At 44.8% G+C, this 15,280-nt stretch carries 15 protein-coding genes; 13 read left to right on the plus strand and 2 right to left on the minus strand.

The genetic code is table 11. The features are described from left to right. The first annotated feature begins 84 nt into the window (after positions 1-84). Both licT and H065_RS0111630 read left to right on the plus strand, forming a co-directional pair. Positions 85-933 carry a BglG family transcription antiterminator LicT gene (gene licT / locus H065_RS0111625; protein WP_017813236.1) on the plus strand — a complete coding sequence of 283 codons (849 nt, stop codon included), beginning with the start codon at positions 85-87 and terminating at the stop codon, positions 931-933. A 258-nt stretch (positions 934-1,191) separates the two neighbouring features. Then, positions 1,192-3,114, plus strand: coding sequence for a beta-glucoside-specific PTS transporter subunit IIABC (locus tag H065_RS0111630; RefSeq protein WP_017813237.1), 1,923 nt, complete (start codon positions 1,192-1,194; stop codon positions 3,112-3,114). A 710-nt stretch (positions 3,115-3,824) separates the two neighbouring features. Here H065_RS0111630 and H065_RS0111645 read toward each other — a convergent pair. Continuing rightward, positions 3,825-5,102, minus strand: coding sequence for an MFS transporter (locus H065_RS0111645; protein ID WP_017813240.1), 1,278 nt, complete (start codon positions 5,100-5,102; stop codon positions 3,825-3,827). Between the two features lie 95 nt (positions 5,103-5,197). Continuing rightward, positions 5,198-6,172, minus strand: coding sequence for a glycoside hydrolase family 43 protein (locus H065_RS0111650; protein WP_017813241.1), 975 nt, complete (start codon positions 6,170-6,172; stop codon positions 5,198-5,200). A 337-nt stretch (positions 6,173-6,509) separates the two neighbouring features. Here H065_RS0111650 and H065_RS0111655 point away from each other — a divergent pair, with 337 nt between their 5' ends. The 11 genes from H065_RS0111655 to H065_RS25820 all read left to right on the plus strand — a co-directional run bounded on the left by H065_RS0111655 (position 6,510) and on the right by H065_RS25820 (position 15,216). Beyond that, positions 6,510-6,932: a chemotaxis protein CheW gene (locus H065_RS0111655; protein WP_017813242.1), complete on the plus strand. Its 423-nt coding sequence runs from the start codon at positions 6,510-6,512 to the stop codon at positions 6,930-6,932. A 354-nt stretch (positions 6,933-7,286) separates the two neighbouring features. After that, a complete protein-coding gene (locus H065_RS0111660; RefSeq protein ID WP_081604112.1) occupies positions 7,287-8,033 on the plus strand; it encodes a phospholipase D-like domain-containing protein in 747 nt (248 codons plus the stop codon). A 214-nt stretch (positions 8,034-8,247) separates the two neighbouring features. Further along, entirely contained in the window at positions 8,248-8,802 is a 555-nt protein-coding gene (locus H065_RS0111665; RefSeq protein ID WP_017813244.1) for a GNAT family N-acetyltransferase, read from the plus strand. A 56-nt stretch (positions 8,803-8,858) separates the two neighbouring features. Further along, on the plus strand, positions 8,859-9,290 hold the full coding sequence (locus H065_RS0111670) for a GNAT family N-acetyltransferase (protein WP_274517937.1): 432 nt from the start codon (positions 8,859-8,861) through the stop codon (positions 9,288-9,290). A 38-nt stretch (positions 9,291-9,328) separates the two neighbouring features. Next, positions 9,329-9,895, plus strand: a complete 567-nt coding sequence (locus tag H065_RS0111675; RefSeq protein WP_017813246.1) for a GNAT family N-acetyltransferase — start codon at positions 9,329-9,331, stop codon at positions 9,893-9,895. 2 nt (positions 9,896-9,897) lie between these two features. After that, positions 9,898-10,410, plus strand: coding sequence for a GNAT family N-acetyltransferase (locus tag H065_RS0111680; protein ID WP_017813247.1), 513 nt, complete (start codon positions 9,898-9,900; stop codon positions 10,408-10,410). A 27-nt stretch (positions 10,411-10,437) separates the two neighbouring features. Next, entirely contained in the window at positions 10,438-11,136 is a 699-nt protein-coding gene (locus tag H065_RS0111685) for a response regulator transcription factor (RefSeq protein WP_017813248.1), read from the plus strand. Further along, entirely contained in the window at positions 11,133-12,596 is a 1,464-nt protein-coding gene (locus tag H065_RS0111690) for a sensor histidine kinase (RefSeq protein WP_017813249.1), read from the plus strand. Before H065_RS0111685 ends, H065_RS0111690 begins: the two co-directional genes overlap by 4 nt. 122 nt (positions 12,597-12,718) lie before the next feature. Further along, positions 12,719-13,444 (plus strand): PepSY domain-containing protein, encoded by a 726-nt coding sequence (locus tag H065_RS26990; protein WP_017813250.1) that lies wholly within the window; start codon positions 12,719-12,721, stop codon positions 13,442-13,444. Between the two features lie 136 nt (positions 13,445-13,580). Then, on the plus strand, positions 13,581-14,171 hold the full coding sequence (locus H065_RS0111700; protein ID WP_017813251.1) for a PepSY domain-containing protein: 591 nt from the start codon (positions 13,581-13,583) through the stop codon (positions 14,169-14,171). A 298-nt stretch (positions 14,172-14,469) separates the two neighbouring features. Continuing rightward, the gene (locus H065_RS25820; protein ID WP_017813252.1) at positions 14,470-15,216 is read left to right on the plus strand and encodes a DUF7638 domain-containing protein; all 747 of its coding nucleotides are present in this window, start codon (positions 14,470-14,472) and stop codon (positions 15,214-15,216) included. The last annotated feature ends 64 nt before the right edge of the window (positions 15,217-15,280 follow it).

A 15,280-nucleotide genomic window follows, 5' to 3' on the forward strand; every position in this document is an offset into this window, starting at 1 on the left:
AGAAATCAGGCAAAACCGAAACTGACGAGCATGTCATTTTTGGTTTTGCCTTTTTAAGTATTTTTATAAAAAAAGGTGATGAGAATGAAAATATCGCAGGTTCTGAATAACAATGTCGTCACCGTTGTAGATCCTGGCAAACAGGAATTGGTCGTCATGGGCCGGGGGATCGGATTCAAGAAACATCCGGATGACCTTATCGATGAAGCGAAAATTGAAAAGGTATTCAAGCTGGAGAGTCAGGAAGTGTCGGATAAGTTAATGACCTTGTTGTCGGATATTCCGATTGAATACATGGAATGCTCGGATGAGATTATCCAGTATGCGCAGACTGTATTAGGCAGTAAGCTGCATGACAGCATTTATATTTCGCTGACAGACCATATTCATTTTGCTATTGAACGGCATCGGCAGGGATTGGAAATCAAGAATGCTTTACTATGGGAAATTAAAAAGTTATATCGCAAGGAATATTTTATTGGTACCAAAGCGTTGCAGATGATTGAGGACAAGCTCGGTGTGTCGCTTCCCGAAGATGAAGGTGGATTCATTGCTTTACATTTTGTGAATTCCCAGTTGAACGGACAGATGAGCGAGACAGTCAGCATGACCAATATTGTCAAAGATGTGCTTCGCATTGTTACCCGGCATTTTGTAATCGAGCTGGATGAAGAATCACTTAACTATTTCCGTTTCCTGACCCATCTCAAGTTTTTCGCGCAGCGAGTAGTGAGCGGTGCAGCGAGTGATCAGGGTGACAGTCCACTGCACGATATGGTAAAGTCGCAGTATCCTCAGGCATATGCCTGTGCACTGAAAATTCAGGATTATACCCGCAAGATTCATCAACGGGATCTCTCTAATGAAGAGCTGCTTTATCTGACTATTCATATCGAGAGAGTTACCAAAAAAGAAAATGTAGAACAAGCATAGCAGTTACAGAGCAGCAGACAAGCAACCATCATAAGCATCCATACAATGGTATTCAGCAAGATGAAAGCGCGTAATTAGCCAGTACAACATAATACCCGGCAGGGATTGTTACTTTTGGTAGGCAAAACCTAAATGTCGTTGAATGATACATACCACCAGCTTACAGGCTGCCGCGGTTCATTCATCCACATTTAGGTTTTTTTATATGCACAACCATACAATAAATAACTGTTGTTCCATTTAAAAGGAGTGTCTGACATGGATAAAGCGAAAGTGGCAAAAGACGTATTACAGCTGGTCGGAGGGGAAGAAAATATCGATCAGGTTACACACTGTATGACCCGGCTTCGGTTCAATCTGCATGATGATAACAAAGCAGACAAAGCCAAACTGGAGAAAACCCCGGGTGTTATGGGCGTTATGAAAAATGGAGGACAGTTCCAGGTTATTATCGGTAATGATGTGGCTGCTGTCTACAAAGAATTATCCGGCGCGATGTCCGGTGGCAAACGTATGGAAGCCAGCAGTGATCGGCCGAAAAAGAAACGCAATCCGGTAAGCGCATTATTTGACTTTATTTCCGGTATGTTCACCCCGATTCTGCCAGCAATCACCGGTGCAGGTATGATCAAAGGGATTATCGCAATTCTGGTCGCTGTAGGCTGGATGTCCGACAAGAGTTCTACTTATATTATTCTGTCTGCGATTGGTGATGGTGCCTTTTACTTCCTGCCGATTATCCTGGCAGTGAGTGCGGCCCGCAAGCTTGGCAGTAATATGTATATTGGCGCAGCGCTTGGTGCAGCCATTATGCACCCGACGATTACAGCACTGCTTGCACCGGGAGATACGGTATCGTTTGCAGGCCTGCCTGTTCTGGCAGCCACATATTCATCGACCGTTATTCCGATCGTTATCGCCATTTGGATTGCTTCCTATGTAGAGAAAGCAATTGATCGTATTACGCATTCTTCTGTTAAATTGCTGATTGTACCTACCGTAACACTGCTAATTATGGTACCGCTCACATTGATCGCTGTTGGACCACTCGGTTCCCTGATCGGTAATGGACTATCCGGTGGTATTACATGGTTGTTTGATAATGTATCTGTATTGGCAAGTATTCTGATTGGTGGAACAATGTCTCTGCTGATCATTACCGGTATGCACTATGCATTGACACCAATCGTGATTGGTTCTATTACAACACTTGGGTATGATTTTATTATTCCGCTTATGTTTGCAGCCAATCTGGGACAAGCAGGGGCAGCACTGGGAGTAGGTCTGCGTGGGAAGAATAAACAGCTAAAATCGCTTGGCTACTCGACAGGTTTGACGGCCGTGATGGGGATTACCGAGCCAGCAATGTACGGGGTCAACATGAAGTTTAAAAAGCCGTTTATCGCTGCACTGATCGGTGGTGCCGTAGGTGGCGCATTTATGGGAATCATGCACGTCAAATCCTATGTTATTACAGGTCTGGTCGGTCTGCCTAGTATCGCAGCCTTTATCAGTCCACAGATTAGTACACTGGTCTATGCATTGATTGGTGGGGTTATTGCCTTGGTAGTTGCAGCAGCAGTAACCTACTTTATGGGAATCAAGGAAGACAGCGAAGAAGATGCTGAGGCTGAAGCTGTTACAGAAGAAATTGCAACTCCTGCAGCAGCAAATACCAGCGCTGTAGCTGCTACTCTGATTAACCATGAATCCCAGCAGGCTGCAGTGATTCCTGCACAGATCATGAGTCCGCTAAGTGGCGAAGTGAAGCCGCTGAGTGAAGTTCCCGATCCGGCATTTGCTCAAGAGATTATGGGTAAAGGTGTAGCGATTGAGCCTTCCGAAGGCCGTGTGGTCGCTCCGGTCAATGGTACGGTCTTCTCTGTATCGAAGAGCGGTCATGCTATTGGTCTGGTCAGCGAGGAAGGTACCGAGATGCTGATCCATATCGGTATTGACACCGTGAAGCTGAAAGGTAAACACTTTACACCGCATGCCCAGGCAGGTCAGGAAGTGAAGATCGGCGATCTGCTGATGGAATTCGATCTGGAAGCTGTTCGTGCCGATGGCTATGAGACCATTACACCAGTGATCGTAACCAATATTCAAAATTATAATAATCTGGAGCCTGCTGGTAATACAGCAATACAAGCAGGAGAGTTGCTCTACAAACTGAACTAAATAAACAGCAGAGAAAAGACGGAAGAGTTGCAGGAATACTGCAATCTTCCGTCTTTTTTATTCGATATGGACTTTACATCACGGGTCGTAGTCAGGCTATAATCCTTGAGACAGAGACAGAGACAGAGACAGAGACAGAGACAGAGACAGAGACAGAGACAGAGACAGAGACAGAGAGAGAGAGCATCTATGTGCATGTGGCAAGTATTTTCATCAATGATGGGAGGTTGTTTATGACTGTCTGATCAGATGTGGAGATAGTCAACTGGATCAATTACCAATGAAAAAGCAAAAGCCTGATCAGCGCGACTGCCGTACAATGGACAGCAGCCGTGCTGGTCAGGCTTTTCAGATTGCAATGGATCAAGAAAGCAATAATGGAGGAGATTGATCTTGCAGCCATCAGCGGATGAAGATAAAGCAGTCGCCTATAGATCTCCACTGAATGTTTTGATAAGAACAACCCCGCCCCAGACAATAGCAATACCAAGCACCGCATAGAGCCGATCTTTAACAGATGGATTCAAGATTCCTAACTCCTTTGTACAAGTAAAATAAGGCCTGACGTATTGCTCAGGACACTACCACATTGTACCAGATTCAATAAATGATTCAAGAGAATACCGACAAAAAAGCAACCTTTCTCCATTTATGGTGGAAAGGTTGCTTTTAGAGGTGAATCGCTTACAAAGAACGCTTACAAATAGCGTTTACATTTTTGGTGAAGCGACCATGTTGGTTTTGCTGTTTGGCTGAACTGCACCGACCGGACTACGACGCTTCTTGTCATTGGAGAGACCGAAGATCGAGATAATCGTGATAACCAGTACAATTGCACTCAGGAAGTAATACGTATTCTGGAATCCAATATTGGTATACATGTTACCGGCAATACTGGAGAAAATTACGATCGCTGCCTGCTTGGCAAAGTTAAATGCGAGCAGATAAATGGTAGCGGATAGTCTCACATCGAATACACCGGTGATGTATTTGAAAATGGATACGAGCAGCAGCGGCATTTCCACAGCAGCGATCAGACGCAGCAGAGAAAGAGAAATGGTATCGGTTGCAACAGCGCTTCCAAAGATACGGACAAAGGTCAGAATACCAAACAGGATCAGGCCGTTTTTCGCACCAATTTTGTTAATAATCCATGGCATGAAGATCATCAATACAGCTTCAATTGCTGTCTGCAGGGAGACCAGCTCACTAAAACGCTGTGTACCAAGTGCTGTAGTTGGGAAGAACTGGTTGTAATAGTTCGGGAACTGCTGGTCAAATACATCATAGACGCTGGCTGTACCCACAATCAGCAGAGACAGGAACCAGAAATTACGCAATTTGAAGATCGAGAATACCCGTTCTTTGGTAATCTCACCACCGTCAGCCGGATCAGCAGCTGCAGCAGCCGAAGAAGATGTATCCACTTTGGCTGTACGCAGCAGAATACCCAGCACAGCAGCCGAAGCCGAAGCAAACCAGAAAATGCTGATCGGATTGGCCAGGTACATCATACCACCAATCAATGTAGCTGTAGCGCCTGCGATAGAACCGAACAGACGCACACGTCCATACTCAATCGAACTGGCACGGCTGGCACGCTCGATATACGCTTCAACAACCCCTACACCACCCTGGAACACGGCACTGAGGTAAATACCACCAACAATAGCACCTACCCAGATATTGAATTGCAGGATCGGAATAAATACCCAGGTGAAGAAAGGACCCATCAACAGGGCTGCACAAACTACAAACCAGAACAGATTTTTCCGGAAGCCCAGCTTATCGGAAATGACGCCGAAGAACGGCTGGTAACAAAGAGCAATCAGTGAGATCGCCGAGAAGACCAGACCGGTGTGTCCAGCATCGAGTCCGGCTTGTTCTTTCAGCCAGATCGGCAGGAAGGCTAGTACAACCGCCCAGATTAAGAAGTAGAAGAAGAAAAGACCGCCAAAATTCCAGAAATTCCATTTAGGTAATTTCATGATGTAAACCTCCTATCCAATATGAAGCATTGTCTCTATTTGTGTATGATATTTAGGCGTTGCAGCAGATCACAGTATGATTTCTGTTTATAGGATCAGGAGTGAACGAATCCTTCGTCCGGTACCGGCTTGCCAAAGTTTGGTGTGCCATCTTCATTCCATTCGATCAGTTGGGCACGGGTATGACGGTTAGGATCGTGCAGCGGATCACCTTTGATCTCTGTGTAGTTACGGGCATGATAGATCAATACATCATGCTGATCATCCTCTGAGCGAGTGAAGCTGTTATGACCCGGACCGTATTGTCCATTTTCCGGAGCGCTGCGGAATACTGGTTTGTCCGATTTGTGCCAAGAATTGATATCCAGCAGATCGCTGTTCTCATCGGCACTTAGCAGACCCATGCAGTAGTTGATGTCGGTAGCGCTTGCAGAGTAAGTAATGAAGATCTTGCCGTTCTTTTTAAGTACAGCCGGTCCTTCGTTAACGAGGAAGCCGATAACTTCCCATTCCAGTTCCGGTTTGGTAAGCATAATTTGTGGACCTTTGAGTGTCCAAGGATTTTCCATTTCGGAAATGTACAGATTGGAGTTGCCCGGGATATCATAATCACGTTGTGCCCATACATAGTACAGCTTGTCATTGTGCTGGAATGTAGTAGCATCGAGTGCAAAGGATTCCCATTCGGTAATAACCTGTCCTTTTTCTACCCATTCGCCTTCCAATGGATTGGCAGCATCAGTCTCGATGACATACATGCGGTGGGTAAATGTATCATTTACCGGATGATCTACATCTGCAGCAGCAAAGTAGATATACCATTTACCGTGAATATAATGAATTTCCGGTGCCCAGATCAGCTGGCTCATTGGACCATGGTCATGCTTGCGCCATACAGTTACCGCTTCTGCATCTCCGAGACCCTGGATCGTAGCGGAGCGACGAATCTCCAAGCGATCATACGTAGGTACGGATGCTGTAAAGTAGTAGTAACCGTCCGTGTGTTTGTATACCCATGGATCAGCACGCTGTTCGACGATCGGATTTTTAAATGTTTGAGATGAATTCATGTTTTCCACTCCTTTTTCAAATTAAACCATTCTATAATATTCAGGTAACGCTTACATGAAGATTATAAAATAATGTACGTACAAGTTACCTTAACAAAAATGTTAATAATAAATAAGTACATACATAACTTGATTAAATCCTAGCACTTTTTTTTAAAGAAAGCAATATTGAATCCATAATGTTGTAGGACAAGCTTTATAAAAAGACATCATTTCGTTGATGTTGTACGTACATTTGATATAAAAAATAAATAATTAAACAAATATGGTGATCTGGTCGATATAAGTTATAAATGCATATGCATAAGCCAGAAATACATTCAAGGAGCCAACCAATATGAAAATCGAACTTATTGTCTTTTATGTGGCGAGTCAGCCTTATGCGATTAACTTTAATGAAATTGACGAGATTCAGCCCGCCAAAAAAGGAACACCATTACCATTTGCAGAAGACTGGCATGAAGGATTGATCACAGTTCGTGGTTCCCTTTATCCACTTGTAAATCTGCGCAAGCTGCTCGCCGTGTCTTACGACAGTCCCAAAGAAACCGACAAAATGATTCTGCTGCGTCGTTCCCGTGTAGCTCTGCTGGTCGATGAACTGGATAATACCGCTATTATTGATGAATCCGATCTGCGCGAGAATCCGGAAGTAAACAGCCGTGATATTCTGCCGAATGCTTTTGAATCCAATGGCAATATCGTACCGATCGTGAATGTCGAAATTCTGCTGTCCTATACACGTAACTCTTACGTATAATCATCTGTCATTCGCTTAAGCATAAAGTTGCAAAAGCTCTGTCTGATTTCAGACAGGGCTTTTTGTTATAGGGAATATATATTTAATAGCTGGTTAAATGCTTTGGCAAAGATAAAAGGTATAGGTGTGGTACAGCATCCGCAACATTTCTTTATCAAATAAAGATTTGATTTTAGAATGATGAAGATTCATCCAATCATGGGCGTATATTTGATAGGTATTTATTCAGGATAGCAGTGTTCGCATGACAAAATGCTGTCATATGGCGTATACTAAAAGAATTGTCCCGTTAATAGTACAGTTACTAAGGTTATTTCGCAGTGTGTCAAAAGAGGATAGCCAACTGTATAGAGCATGAAAAGAATGCACAGAATAGAACTGGAACGACAGAGAGGATTTTTAAAGATGAAATGGTATCATGCAATCAAAAGCCAACATGCACAATCTCGGAGCATTAACCAATTGGCTGTACTGGCATTGGGAAGTGTCCTGCTGCTCAGTGCTTGCTCATCAGGCCAAGCTTCTGACGCAAAAAGTAACGGCGCAGCTGCTGGGCAGGAAAATGCAGTATCGGAAACAATCCAAAATAACTCATCTACAGCAGACGGCTCTGACTTATCGCCAGCATCTGCTGCTGTGAATCCTGCTAATATTGATTATGTGTTTACTTCCGAGGGACAAGATGGAGAGCAGCTGGTCCTAAAAGAGATTAATAATGCGCAGCAATCTATTGATCTTGCAATGTACAACTTATCGCGTGGTTCGATTGTCAAAGCTCTGGCCAAAGCCTCAGAGCGCGGCGTACAGGTGCGAATTATCAGCGACCAGTCTAAAGTAAACCTGGATGATCTGCAGCGATTAATAAATGCCAATGTGCCGATCAGAATTAATACGTTTGAAGGTAAAATGCATGAAAAATTGATGCTGGTAGATGGAAAAACAGCGCTTGTGGGTTCTTTTAACTACACGCGTGCTTCGAGTGAAGAGAATGACGAGGTACTGCTGGCAATTCATGATGCAGCATTAACGAGTCAATGGAATGAAATTTTCACAAAAATGTGGGGAGATCAAGAGCGGTATCGGGATTGGCAGGGAAATTGACCTAATGGGTATTTGATAAAACAACTACAAAAAACAGCAAACTATCAACGTTTACAAGGATGTCCTCCTGAGGGCAGCCTTGTTCATTTTATACGCAAATATAAGAGAGCAATGTAGGCTTTATTTATGATAAAATACGAAATAATCTTTAGCTAGCACATTGTATTTTGGAAAAGGGTCATAGTCGGTACATAATAGCGAAGGAGTGTGGAATATGCGTGTGGAAGATGTATTCGGATATTTGCCGGTATTGGAGACGGAGCGGCTGCTGCTGCGTCCGGTAACGAAGGAAGATCGGGAAGATATGTACGAGTATGGGTCAGATTCGGAGCTCACGCGTTATGTGACCTGGCATACGTATCAATCCATCGATGATGCGGATGCTTTTATTGAACATCTGCTGGGTCTGTATGCCGAAGGACAAGTGGCTCCCTGGGCTATTCAGGATAAAGAGTCAGGGCGAATGATTGGAACCGCAGGGTATGTCAATTGGGATATCCGGCAATTTCGTGCAGAAATAGGTTATGCGCTGGCACGTCCTTACTGGAATCGGGGGTATATGACTGAAGCGATGAATGCTATTCTGCAATTTGGTCGTGAACACATGAAGTTAATGCGAATTGAAGCACGCTGCATGCCGGAAAATATCGGTTCTGGTCGCGTATTGGAGAAGCTGGGTATGCAGTACGAAGGTCTTTTGCGCAAACATCTGTATGCCAAAGGCAGATTCCATGATGTTAAATTGTATGCTGGCATAACACATGACTAAGCATCATTTTATAAATAAGCCGATCCTGTTGTTTGCTCCATCTTCCGTGCTTCGGCATGGTTGATGGGCAATTTATCCGTTGGCAGGAAGGTAAATACAGGAATGCCATTATAGAGCTTCTGGGTCTATGTATGGAAACTTCGCATCGAATTGAACAGATCTATATGCAATATGCAGCGGGTCATTCTTTGCGATTATATGGATGGGTTCAGGCAGAGCAACTGGTGGGAATTATGGGTATCCATGTTCATAGTGACGTTTTGCACGAGATTACTCATCTGGCAGTCATGCTGGATCATCAGCAGGCGGGAATTGGTAGACAAATGATACAGACCTATCACAGGGAACATTCATCAATTCAGTTATTTGCCGAAACGGATAGGGAGGCGGTTGGATTTTATCGACAGAGTGGATTTGCCATTTACAGTCTGGGAGAGAAATATCCTGGTGTCGAGCGATTTCGCTGTGTGCGGTCTGTAGATAGTTAAGGCTGGCATGCATTCTTTTGAAGACAGGAGTGTAGAATATGTTATCTGATCCGTCCACTTCATCTCCGCAGTCCTCGTCGACCTCGCCTGCACCGGAGGTCAAGCTGGAATTTTATCATCCGAGACATTTGGAAGCGCTGATGAAGTTTGAGCTACCTGCAGAACAGCATCGTTTTACTGCGTTGCCGGTGGAAGTGCTTGACCGAGCTTTGACTGATCCTGACCGTTATCCGGTAGTTATCACTGCTGCCGGAGAAGCGGTGGGGTTCTTTATTTTACATATCGGTACCGGTATTCTATCCTACCAATCCTATACCAGTACACCTGTCTCGGAACTCATGCTCCTTCGGGCGCTATTAATCGATTATTCCCGGCAGGGGCGCGGGTATGCGGGTCAGGCGATGCGTCAGCTGCCAGATTGGGTGGGGCAGCATTTTTCGGAGATTCGAGAACTCATTCTGGCAGTAAATGTGAAAAATGAACCGGCACAGCAGCTGTATAGCCGCTATGGATTTATAGATCAGGGAATGCGGAGACAAGGTATTGTCGGGCTGCAGTGGATCATGCATTATTTTTTATCATTTGATAGGGTGGGGAGATATTGATCATGACAATGACTATCCAGTTTGAGCCGGTGCAGGAGCAGCATTTGCCGGCTGTTTTATCTATTTATAATTATTATGTGTTGAATACAACCGTATCTTTTCATACCGAACCGCTAACGTTGGAGCAGATGCGTGCACAGCTGATGAATGTTCCTTCCCATTACAAATCCTATATTATCCGCAGTGAAGAATCATTCGCAGAGATTGCAGGTTATATACTCGTGACCCCGCATAAAAGCAAGCAGGCCTATGATACGACAGCGGAAGTAACCATCTATCTTCATCCGGATCAGACAGGTAAGGGTCTGGGCAGTCAGGCACTGCATTTTTTGGAAAAAGCCGCTGCTGAAAGCGGATTCCATGTACTGGTTGCTACCGTATGTACAGAAAATGTGAACAGTATTCGTTTGTTCGAGCGTAACGGGTATGAGAAGTGTGCCCATTTTCGTCAGATTGGACGCAAATTTGATCGCTGGCTTGATATTGCCAGCTACCAGAAAATCATGAAAGAATAAAAGGGTAGACGATAGAGGAGGCTTCATATGTCAGGCATTTTAATCGTGGAAGACGAACATAAAATATCCAGGCTGCTGCAGATTGAACTGGAAGCAGAAGGGTATGAAGTATCCCAGGCTTATAATGGTGCCCAGGCCTGGGATATGTACCGGGAAGACAGTTGGGATCTGATTCTGCTGGATGTGATGCTGCCGGAGATGAGCGGGATCGAGATTCTGCGTCGTATTCGTACCAGTGATCCGGCGACGATGGTCATTTTATTGACAGCCAAGGATTCTGTGGAAGACAAAGTATCCGGACTTGATCTGGGAGCCAATGATTATGTGACCAAGCCTTTTCAGATTGAAGAGCTGCTGGCACGTGTTCGGGCTGCACTGCGCCTGCGTGAACAACAGCAAGCAGCGGCGATGACGGAAGAGGATGGATGGCTTGCTGCGGGAGAACTTCGCTTGAATGAAGGCACCCGTGAAGTAGAGCGGGCTGGTCATTCGATCGAACTCACCCCAAGGGAGTTTGACCTGCTGGCTTATTTGCTGCGCAATCAGCGTCAGGTGCTAAACCGGGATCAGATTCTGGCTGGAGTCTGGGGCTATGATTACTACGGGGACACCAATGTAGTGGATGTATACATACGCTATGTCCGCAAAAAGGTAGACGAGGGATACGACCGTGAACTGATTCATACCGTTCGCGGTGTCGGATATGTACTCCGGGATAACGGATGAAGCTGCGTACCAAAATCCATTTGTATTCATCTGTACTGTTTGCCCTGTTATTTCTAACTACGAATCTGATTGTCTATATTGTATTCAGTACCATGACACTTCAGCAGCAGCAGAGCCGTGTAGAGTCACAGACGAACAAGACTGCGGATAACATGCGCCAGTCATCGGTAGATACGCCAGCTGCCGATCTGCTGCGGGCTTATGTTCCGATAGAAGGAATGATTCGAATAGTCCGTGAGACAGGCAGCAATACACTGCTTGTGACTTCAGCAGCTCAGCAGCAGCTGGCTCAGCGTCCTGTAAAGTATATGGAAGAACGTACAGCAGAGATTATCACCTATGAGCAGCAGCGTTATGTATTTGTATCTGTACCTGTTATCTGGAACGATGGACAGGTCGTAGATATTCAGATCACTGAGAGTCTGCGCCAGACCGAGGAATACCTGCGCGCCCTGCGAATCGTACTGCTGATCGTCACAGGGCTGGCGATGATTCCGGTATTTCTGTCGGGTCATGTACTCGGCCGGATTATTATTCGTCCGATTGCTGCCATTACCGCTACGATGCGTGATATTCGTCGAAGCGGTCAGTTTCAGCGATTAACGATGCCACCAGCATCCAGTGATGAGCTCTACGAGATGAGCGCAACGTTCAATAGTATGATGGATCTGCTGGAAAGCAACTATGACAAGCAAAAGCAGTTTGTCTCTAACGCCTCACACGAGCTGCGTACGCCGCTGACCATTATCGAGAGTTATGCAAGTCTGCTCAAACGCCGCGGTAGGGATCGTCCTGATCTATTTGAAGAATCGGTAGAAGCAATCCATTCTGAAGCTATCCGTATGAAGGAGATGACCGAACAGCTGTTGATGCTGGCAAGACACGAGGAACAGTGGAATTTAACAGTGGAGCCTGTTAACCTGCTGGAACAGGCACAGCAGCTGGTCAGAGAGTTTGATACGGCTTATCATCGCCGGATCGAGATGCGGATAGATCCGGAGCTGGAGAAGCAGCCGGAACTTCTCGTCATACAGACCGATGCAGGCAAGCTGCGTCAGATGATGTTTATTTTGCTGGATAACGCACGCAAATATAGCAGTGACGATATAATTATTGAATTGACAGTGGAACATTTACTACCTCCGTCAGGATCTGCAGGCAAAACTCAGAATACAGCAGCGATCCCGTCCAATCGATGTATCAAAATTATTGATCACGGAATTGGTATACCGGCAGCAGATCTGGATAAAGTGTTCGACCGATTTTATCGGGTGGATGAAGCAAGGGTTCGCCAGGATACCGGTGGTTCTGGACTCGGTCTGACACTGGCTCGCCGAATCGCAGAAGCCCTAGGTGCTTCGATACGTCTGGAAAGCACTGCCGGACAAGGTACAAGTGCTATTCTTTCTTTGCCGGAAACGTCTGCTCCTCTGCCTTCTTTCTCAGCGAATTCTAATTGAGCCCTTGTATACTGCAAGAAAATAGATACGATTGGGTCTGCCATGGATTCATAGTGGTCATGCCACAGTGATGTTCCGAATCTATGAAATCGTAGAGCTATATAAAAGGGGGAGGAACAGATATGATTAAACGTCGCTGGTGGCTTACAGGAGGTGTGGCAGCATGCGTTATTATATTGTGTGTAGGTGTTCTGATCTGGAGAACATGGCTTCAGGCTTCACCAATGCTTACCGTAGAAGAAGTGAATCAGCGTGTGCTGGCAGAATATCCGGGAGAGATTACCCATTTGATTCAGCAGGGAGATACGTATAAGATTCGGCTGCAGTCGAAGCAGGGCATCTATGATATGGTACTGGGTGCACAAAATGGGGATATTCAGTCGATCAAACGTATAGAAGACACAGCAGCAAGTAGCAGTTCCAAAGATAATCATCCGTCCAAAACCACGATTACAGACAACAGTCCGTCTTCTTCGTCGCCGAATACGGAGTCTTCTGCCCAACAACAGAACCCATCCGCTTCATCATCAGCTGGTGCATCTGGCAATCCATCATCAGCAAAACAATCGACTCCAACCAATGAACCGCAAAATGATAAATCATCCGGATCTGCAACTGTATCTCCATCAGGTGTGATCAGTGCAGAAAAGGCAGAACGAATCGCACTTCAGCAGGTAAAGGGAACAGTTGATGATACCGAATATGAACATGGCGACAAGCAGGGCCAGCGTTATTATCTGGTAGAAATTGATACAGTCGATGATCGTGAAGCGACTGTGCAGATCAATGCCATTTCCGGTGAAGTCATGTCTGTCACCTGGGATGATGCCGACGAATCGGAGTCCTAATTTTACCTTGTTCATGCATCCTGCCTGCAAGGGCTTCTCATTAAATTCTAATCTTGCTGTAATCTTCGTCTCATTCGGGGACTTTATAGTATAAGCATACCCGATAAACAGCACAGCATATGAGGAGGAGTTACTTATGATGAACAAAAAAGTTGGAATTAGTGTACTTACAGCAGCTATTACTCTGGGAACAGCGGGCAGCGTCTTCGCAGCTACAAGCGGGAGCACAGCAAGCAGCCAGAGCAATCTGAACAATGTCATCGGTATTCAAAAAGCAGAAGCCATTGCTCTGCAAAAAGTACCCGGTGGTACAGTGGAAAGCATCGAACTGGATCGTGAACGAGGCCAACTCTACTATGAAGTGGATGTGGATCGTCCGCAGGCAGCTGATGTAGATGTGCATATCAACGCATTGAACGGTAAAGTTATTCGTACCGTTACCGATGATAATGACGATAACGAAGCGACCAACCGTGACCAGCAAAACGTAAATACGGCCAATCTGAAAGTGAAAACCAATGAACAGGCTGCACAAATTGCCAAAGCCCAGGTGAGCGGTACCGTTACTGGTATTGAACGTGATGAAGAAGATGGCCGGATTCAATATGAAGTGGATCTGCGTATTACAGGTGGCGAAGCTACTGTAGAGATTGATGCGGCTACCGGCAAAGTCACCACAGTCGATAAGGACTTTGATAATGACGATGATGATAACGACAACGATTAATACCAATTTGGAATAAAGTAAGAAGAGAAAGTGCTTATGCAGTGATTCATATTTGCTGAACAGACAGAGACCGGCTGAAAATGGTAGAATACTATCATTTTTGACCGGTCTTTTTGCTGCTTTCTCCTCTGTCTCTGAGGGGGTTGGCAGGCTATAATCAATTCCACCATTTGAATCTTCATCCACATTATGTGAAAATATATGATTAAGAAGGTAAGAAATTAATTAATAAATAGATAAAGCAATATCAAAAAAAAGAGAAAAGCTGCAGTACGTACCAAAAGGAGAGGAAAAAATCATGCATAAAATTAGCAGACAAAAAACAATTGAAGGCACTACGGTTCCTGGTTTTATCAGTAATGGGGAATACATGTATATCAATGTGCATATTTTTGAAGATGGTATGGTTAACTGCTGGGAATTAGTCGATATGCAGGGATTATCACAGAAAATAGAGTTGGGTTGGCTGACAGCTTCCGTACCGGAACGCGAATCGATTATGGTATTTGATCTGGGAAGCTTTCGTGTATTGCAGGGGAAATGGAATTATGATCAAGAAGGTTACTATGAACGCATTGTGAATGTGTTGCACGATTTGAACCCTTCTATGACCAACATTTACAAAATGACACTGGAAGAGAAAATGAAAATGGAACAGCGCCGAATTATCCCATTGGCTGAACCGCAAGACTTTTATATACCGTCCGAGGATGAGTACACACCTGTGCATGGCGATGGCAGTTTTATCTTTATGCGTCGCGAACAGAAGAATTATTTGGTTTATTTAACAGTTTATCAGGATGGACGAATCAAATGTGAAAGTACTGTGTTTGAGGAGACTTTTCATATTCATGAGCTGCATGATTTATTTATGGAAGGAGTGTTTTTTACAGAGATTCATACACCGTTGCGTGTTGTGTTTGATCATCTGGGTGAAGCAGATATTATAAGTCATGGATATTCGGTCAATATTGAGCAGAAGTATGACCAGCTGCAGGCTATTTATAGACGTTTAAATGTGAAAAAAACAGACAGCAGGAATTAGACGCGTTATCGGGCCTTATCCAAAATTAAAATATATAGATGTCTAGGGCGTGTTTTAAAACCCG

This window comes from Paenibacillus shenyangensis (assembly GCF_000346635.1).
Classification (GTDB): domain Bacteria; phylum Bacillota; class Bacilli; order Paenibacillales; family Paenibacillaceae; genus Saccharibacillus; species Saccharibacillus dauci.

Coding starts and splice junctions, on each gene's coding strand:
- licT (WP_017813236.1), top strand. CDS start 85: ATGAAAATATCGCAGGTTCTGAATAACAATGTCGTCACCGTTGTAGAT.
- H065_RS0111630 (WP_017813237.1), top strand. CDS start 1,192: ATGGATAAAGCGAAAGTGGCAAAAGACGTATTACAGCTGGTCGGAGGG.
- H065_RS0111645 (WP_017813240.1), bottom strand. CDS start 5,102: ATGAAATTACCTAAATGGAATTTCTGGAATTTTGGCGGTCTTTTCTTC.
- H065_RS0111650 (WP_017813241.1), bottom strand. CDS start 6,172: ATGAATTCATCTCAAACATTTAAAAATCCGATCGTCGAACAGCGTGCT.
- H065_RS0111655 (WP_017813242.1), top strand. CDS start 6,510: ATGAAAATCGAACTTATTGTCTTTTATGTGGCGAGTCAGCCTTATGCG.
- H065_RS0111660 (WP_081604112.1), top strand. CDS start 7,287: ATGAAAAGAATGCACAGAATAGAACTGGAACGACAGAGAGGATTTTTA.
- H065_RS0111665 (WP_017813244.1), top strand. CDS start 8,248: ATGCGTGTGGAAGATGTATTCGGATATTTGCCGGTATTGGAGACGGAG.
- H065_RS0111670 (WP_274517937.1), top strand. CDS start 8,859: ATGGTTGATGGGCAATTTATCCGTTGGCAGGAAGGTAAATACAGGAAT.
- H065_RS0111675 (WP_017813246.1), top strand. CDS start 9,329: ATGTTATCTGATCCGTCCACTTCATCTCCGCAGTCCTCGTCGACCTCG.
- H065_RS0111680 (WP_017813247.1), top strand. CDS start 9,898: ATGACAATGACTATCCAGTTTGAGCCGGTGCAGGAGCAGCATTTGCCG.
- H065_RS0111685 (WP_017813248.1), top strand. CDS start 10,438: ATGTCAGGCATTTTAATCGTGGAAGACGAACATAAAATATCCAGGCTG.
- H065_RS0111690 (WP_017813249.1), top strand. CDS start 11,133: ATGAAGCTGCGTACCAAAATCCATTTGTATTCATCTGTACTGTTTGCC.
- H065_RS26990 (WP_017813250.1), top strand. CDS start 12,719: ATGATTAAACGTCGCTGGTGGCTTACAGGAGGTGTGGCAGCATGCGTT.
- H065_RS0111700 (WP_017813251.1), top strand. CDS start 13,581: ATGATGAACAAAAAAGTTGGAATTAGTGTACTTACAGCAGCTATTACT.
- H065_RS25820 (WP_017813252.1), top strand. CDS start 14,470: ATGCATAAAATTAGCAGACAAAAAACAATTGAAGGCACTACGGTTCCT.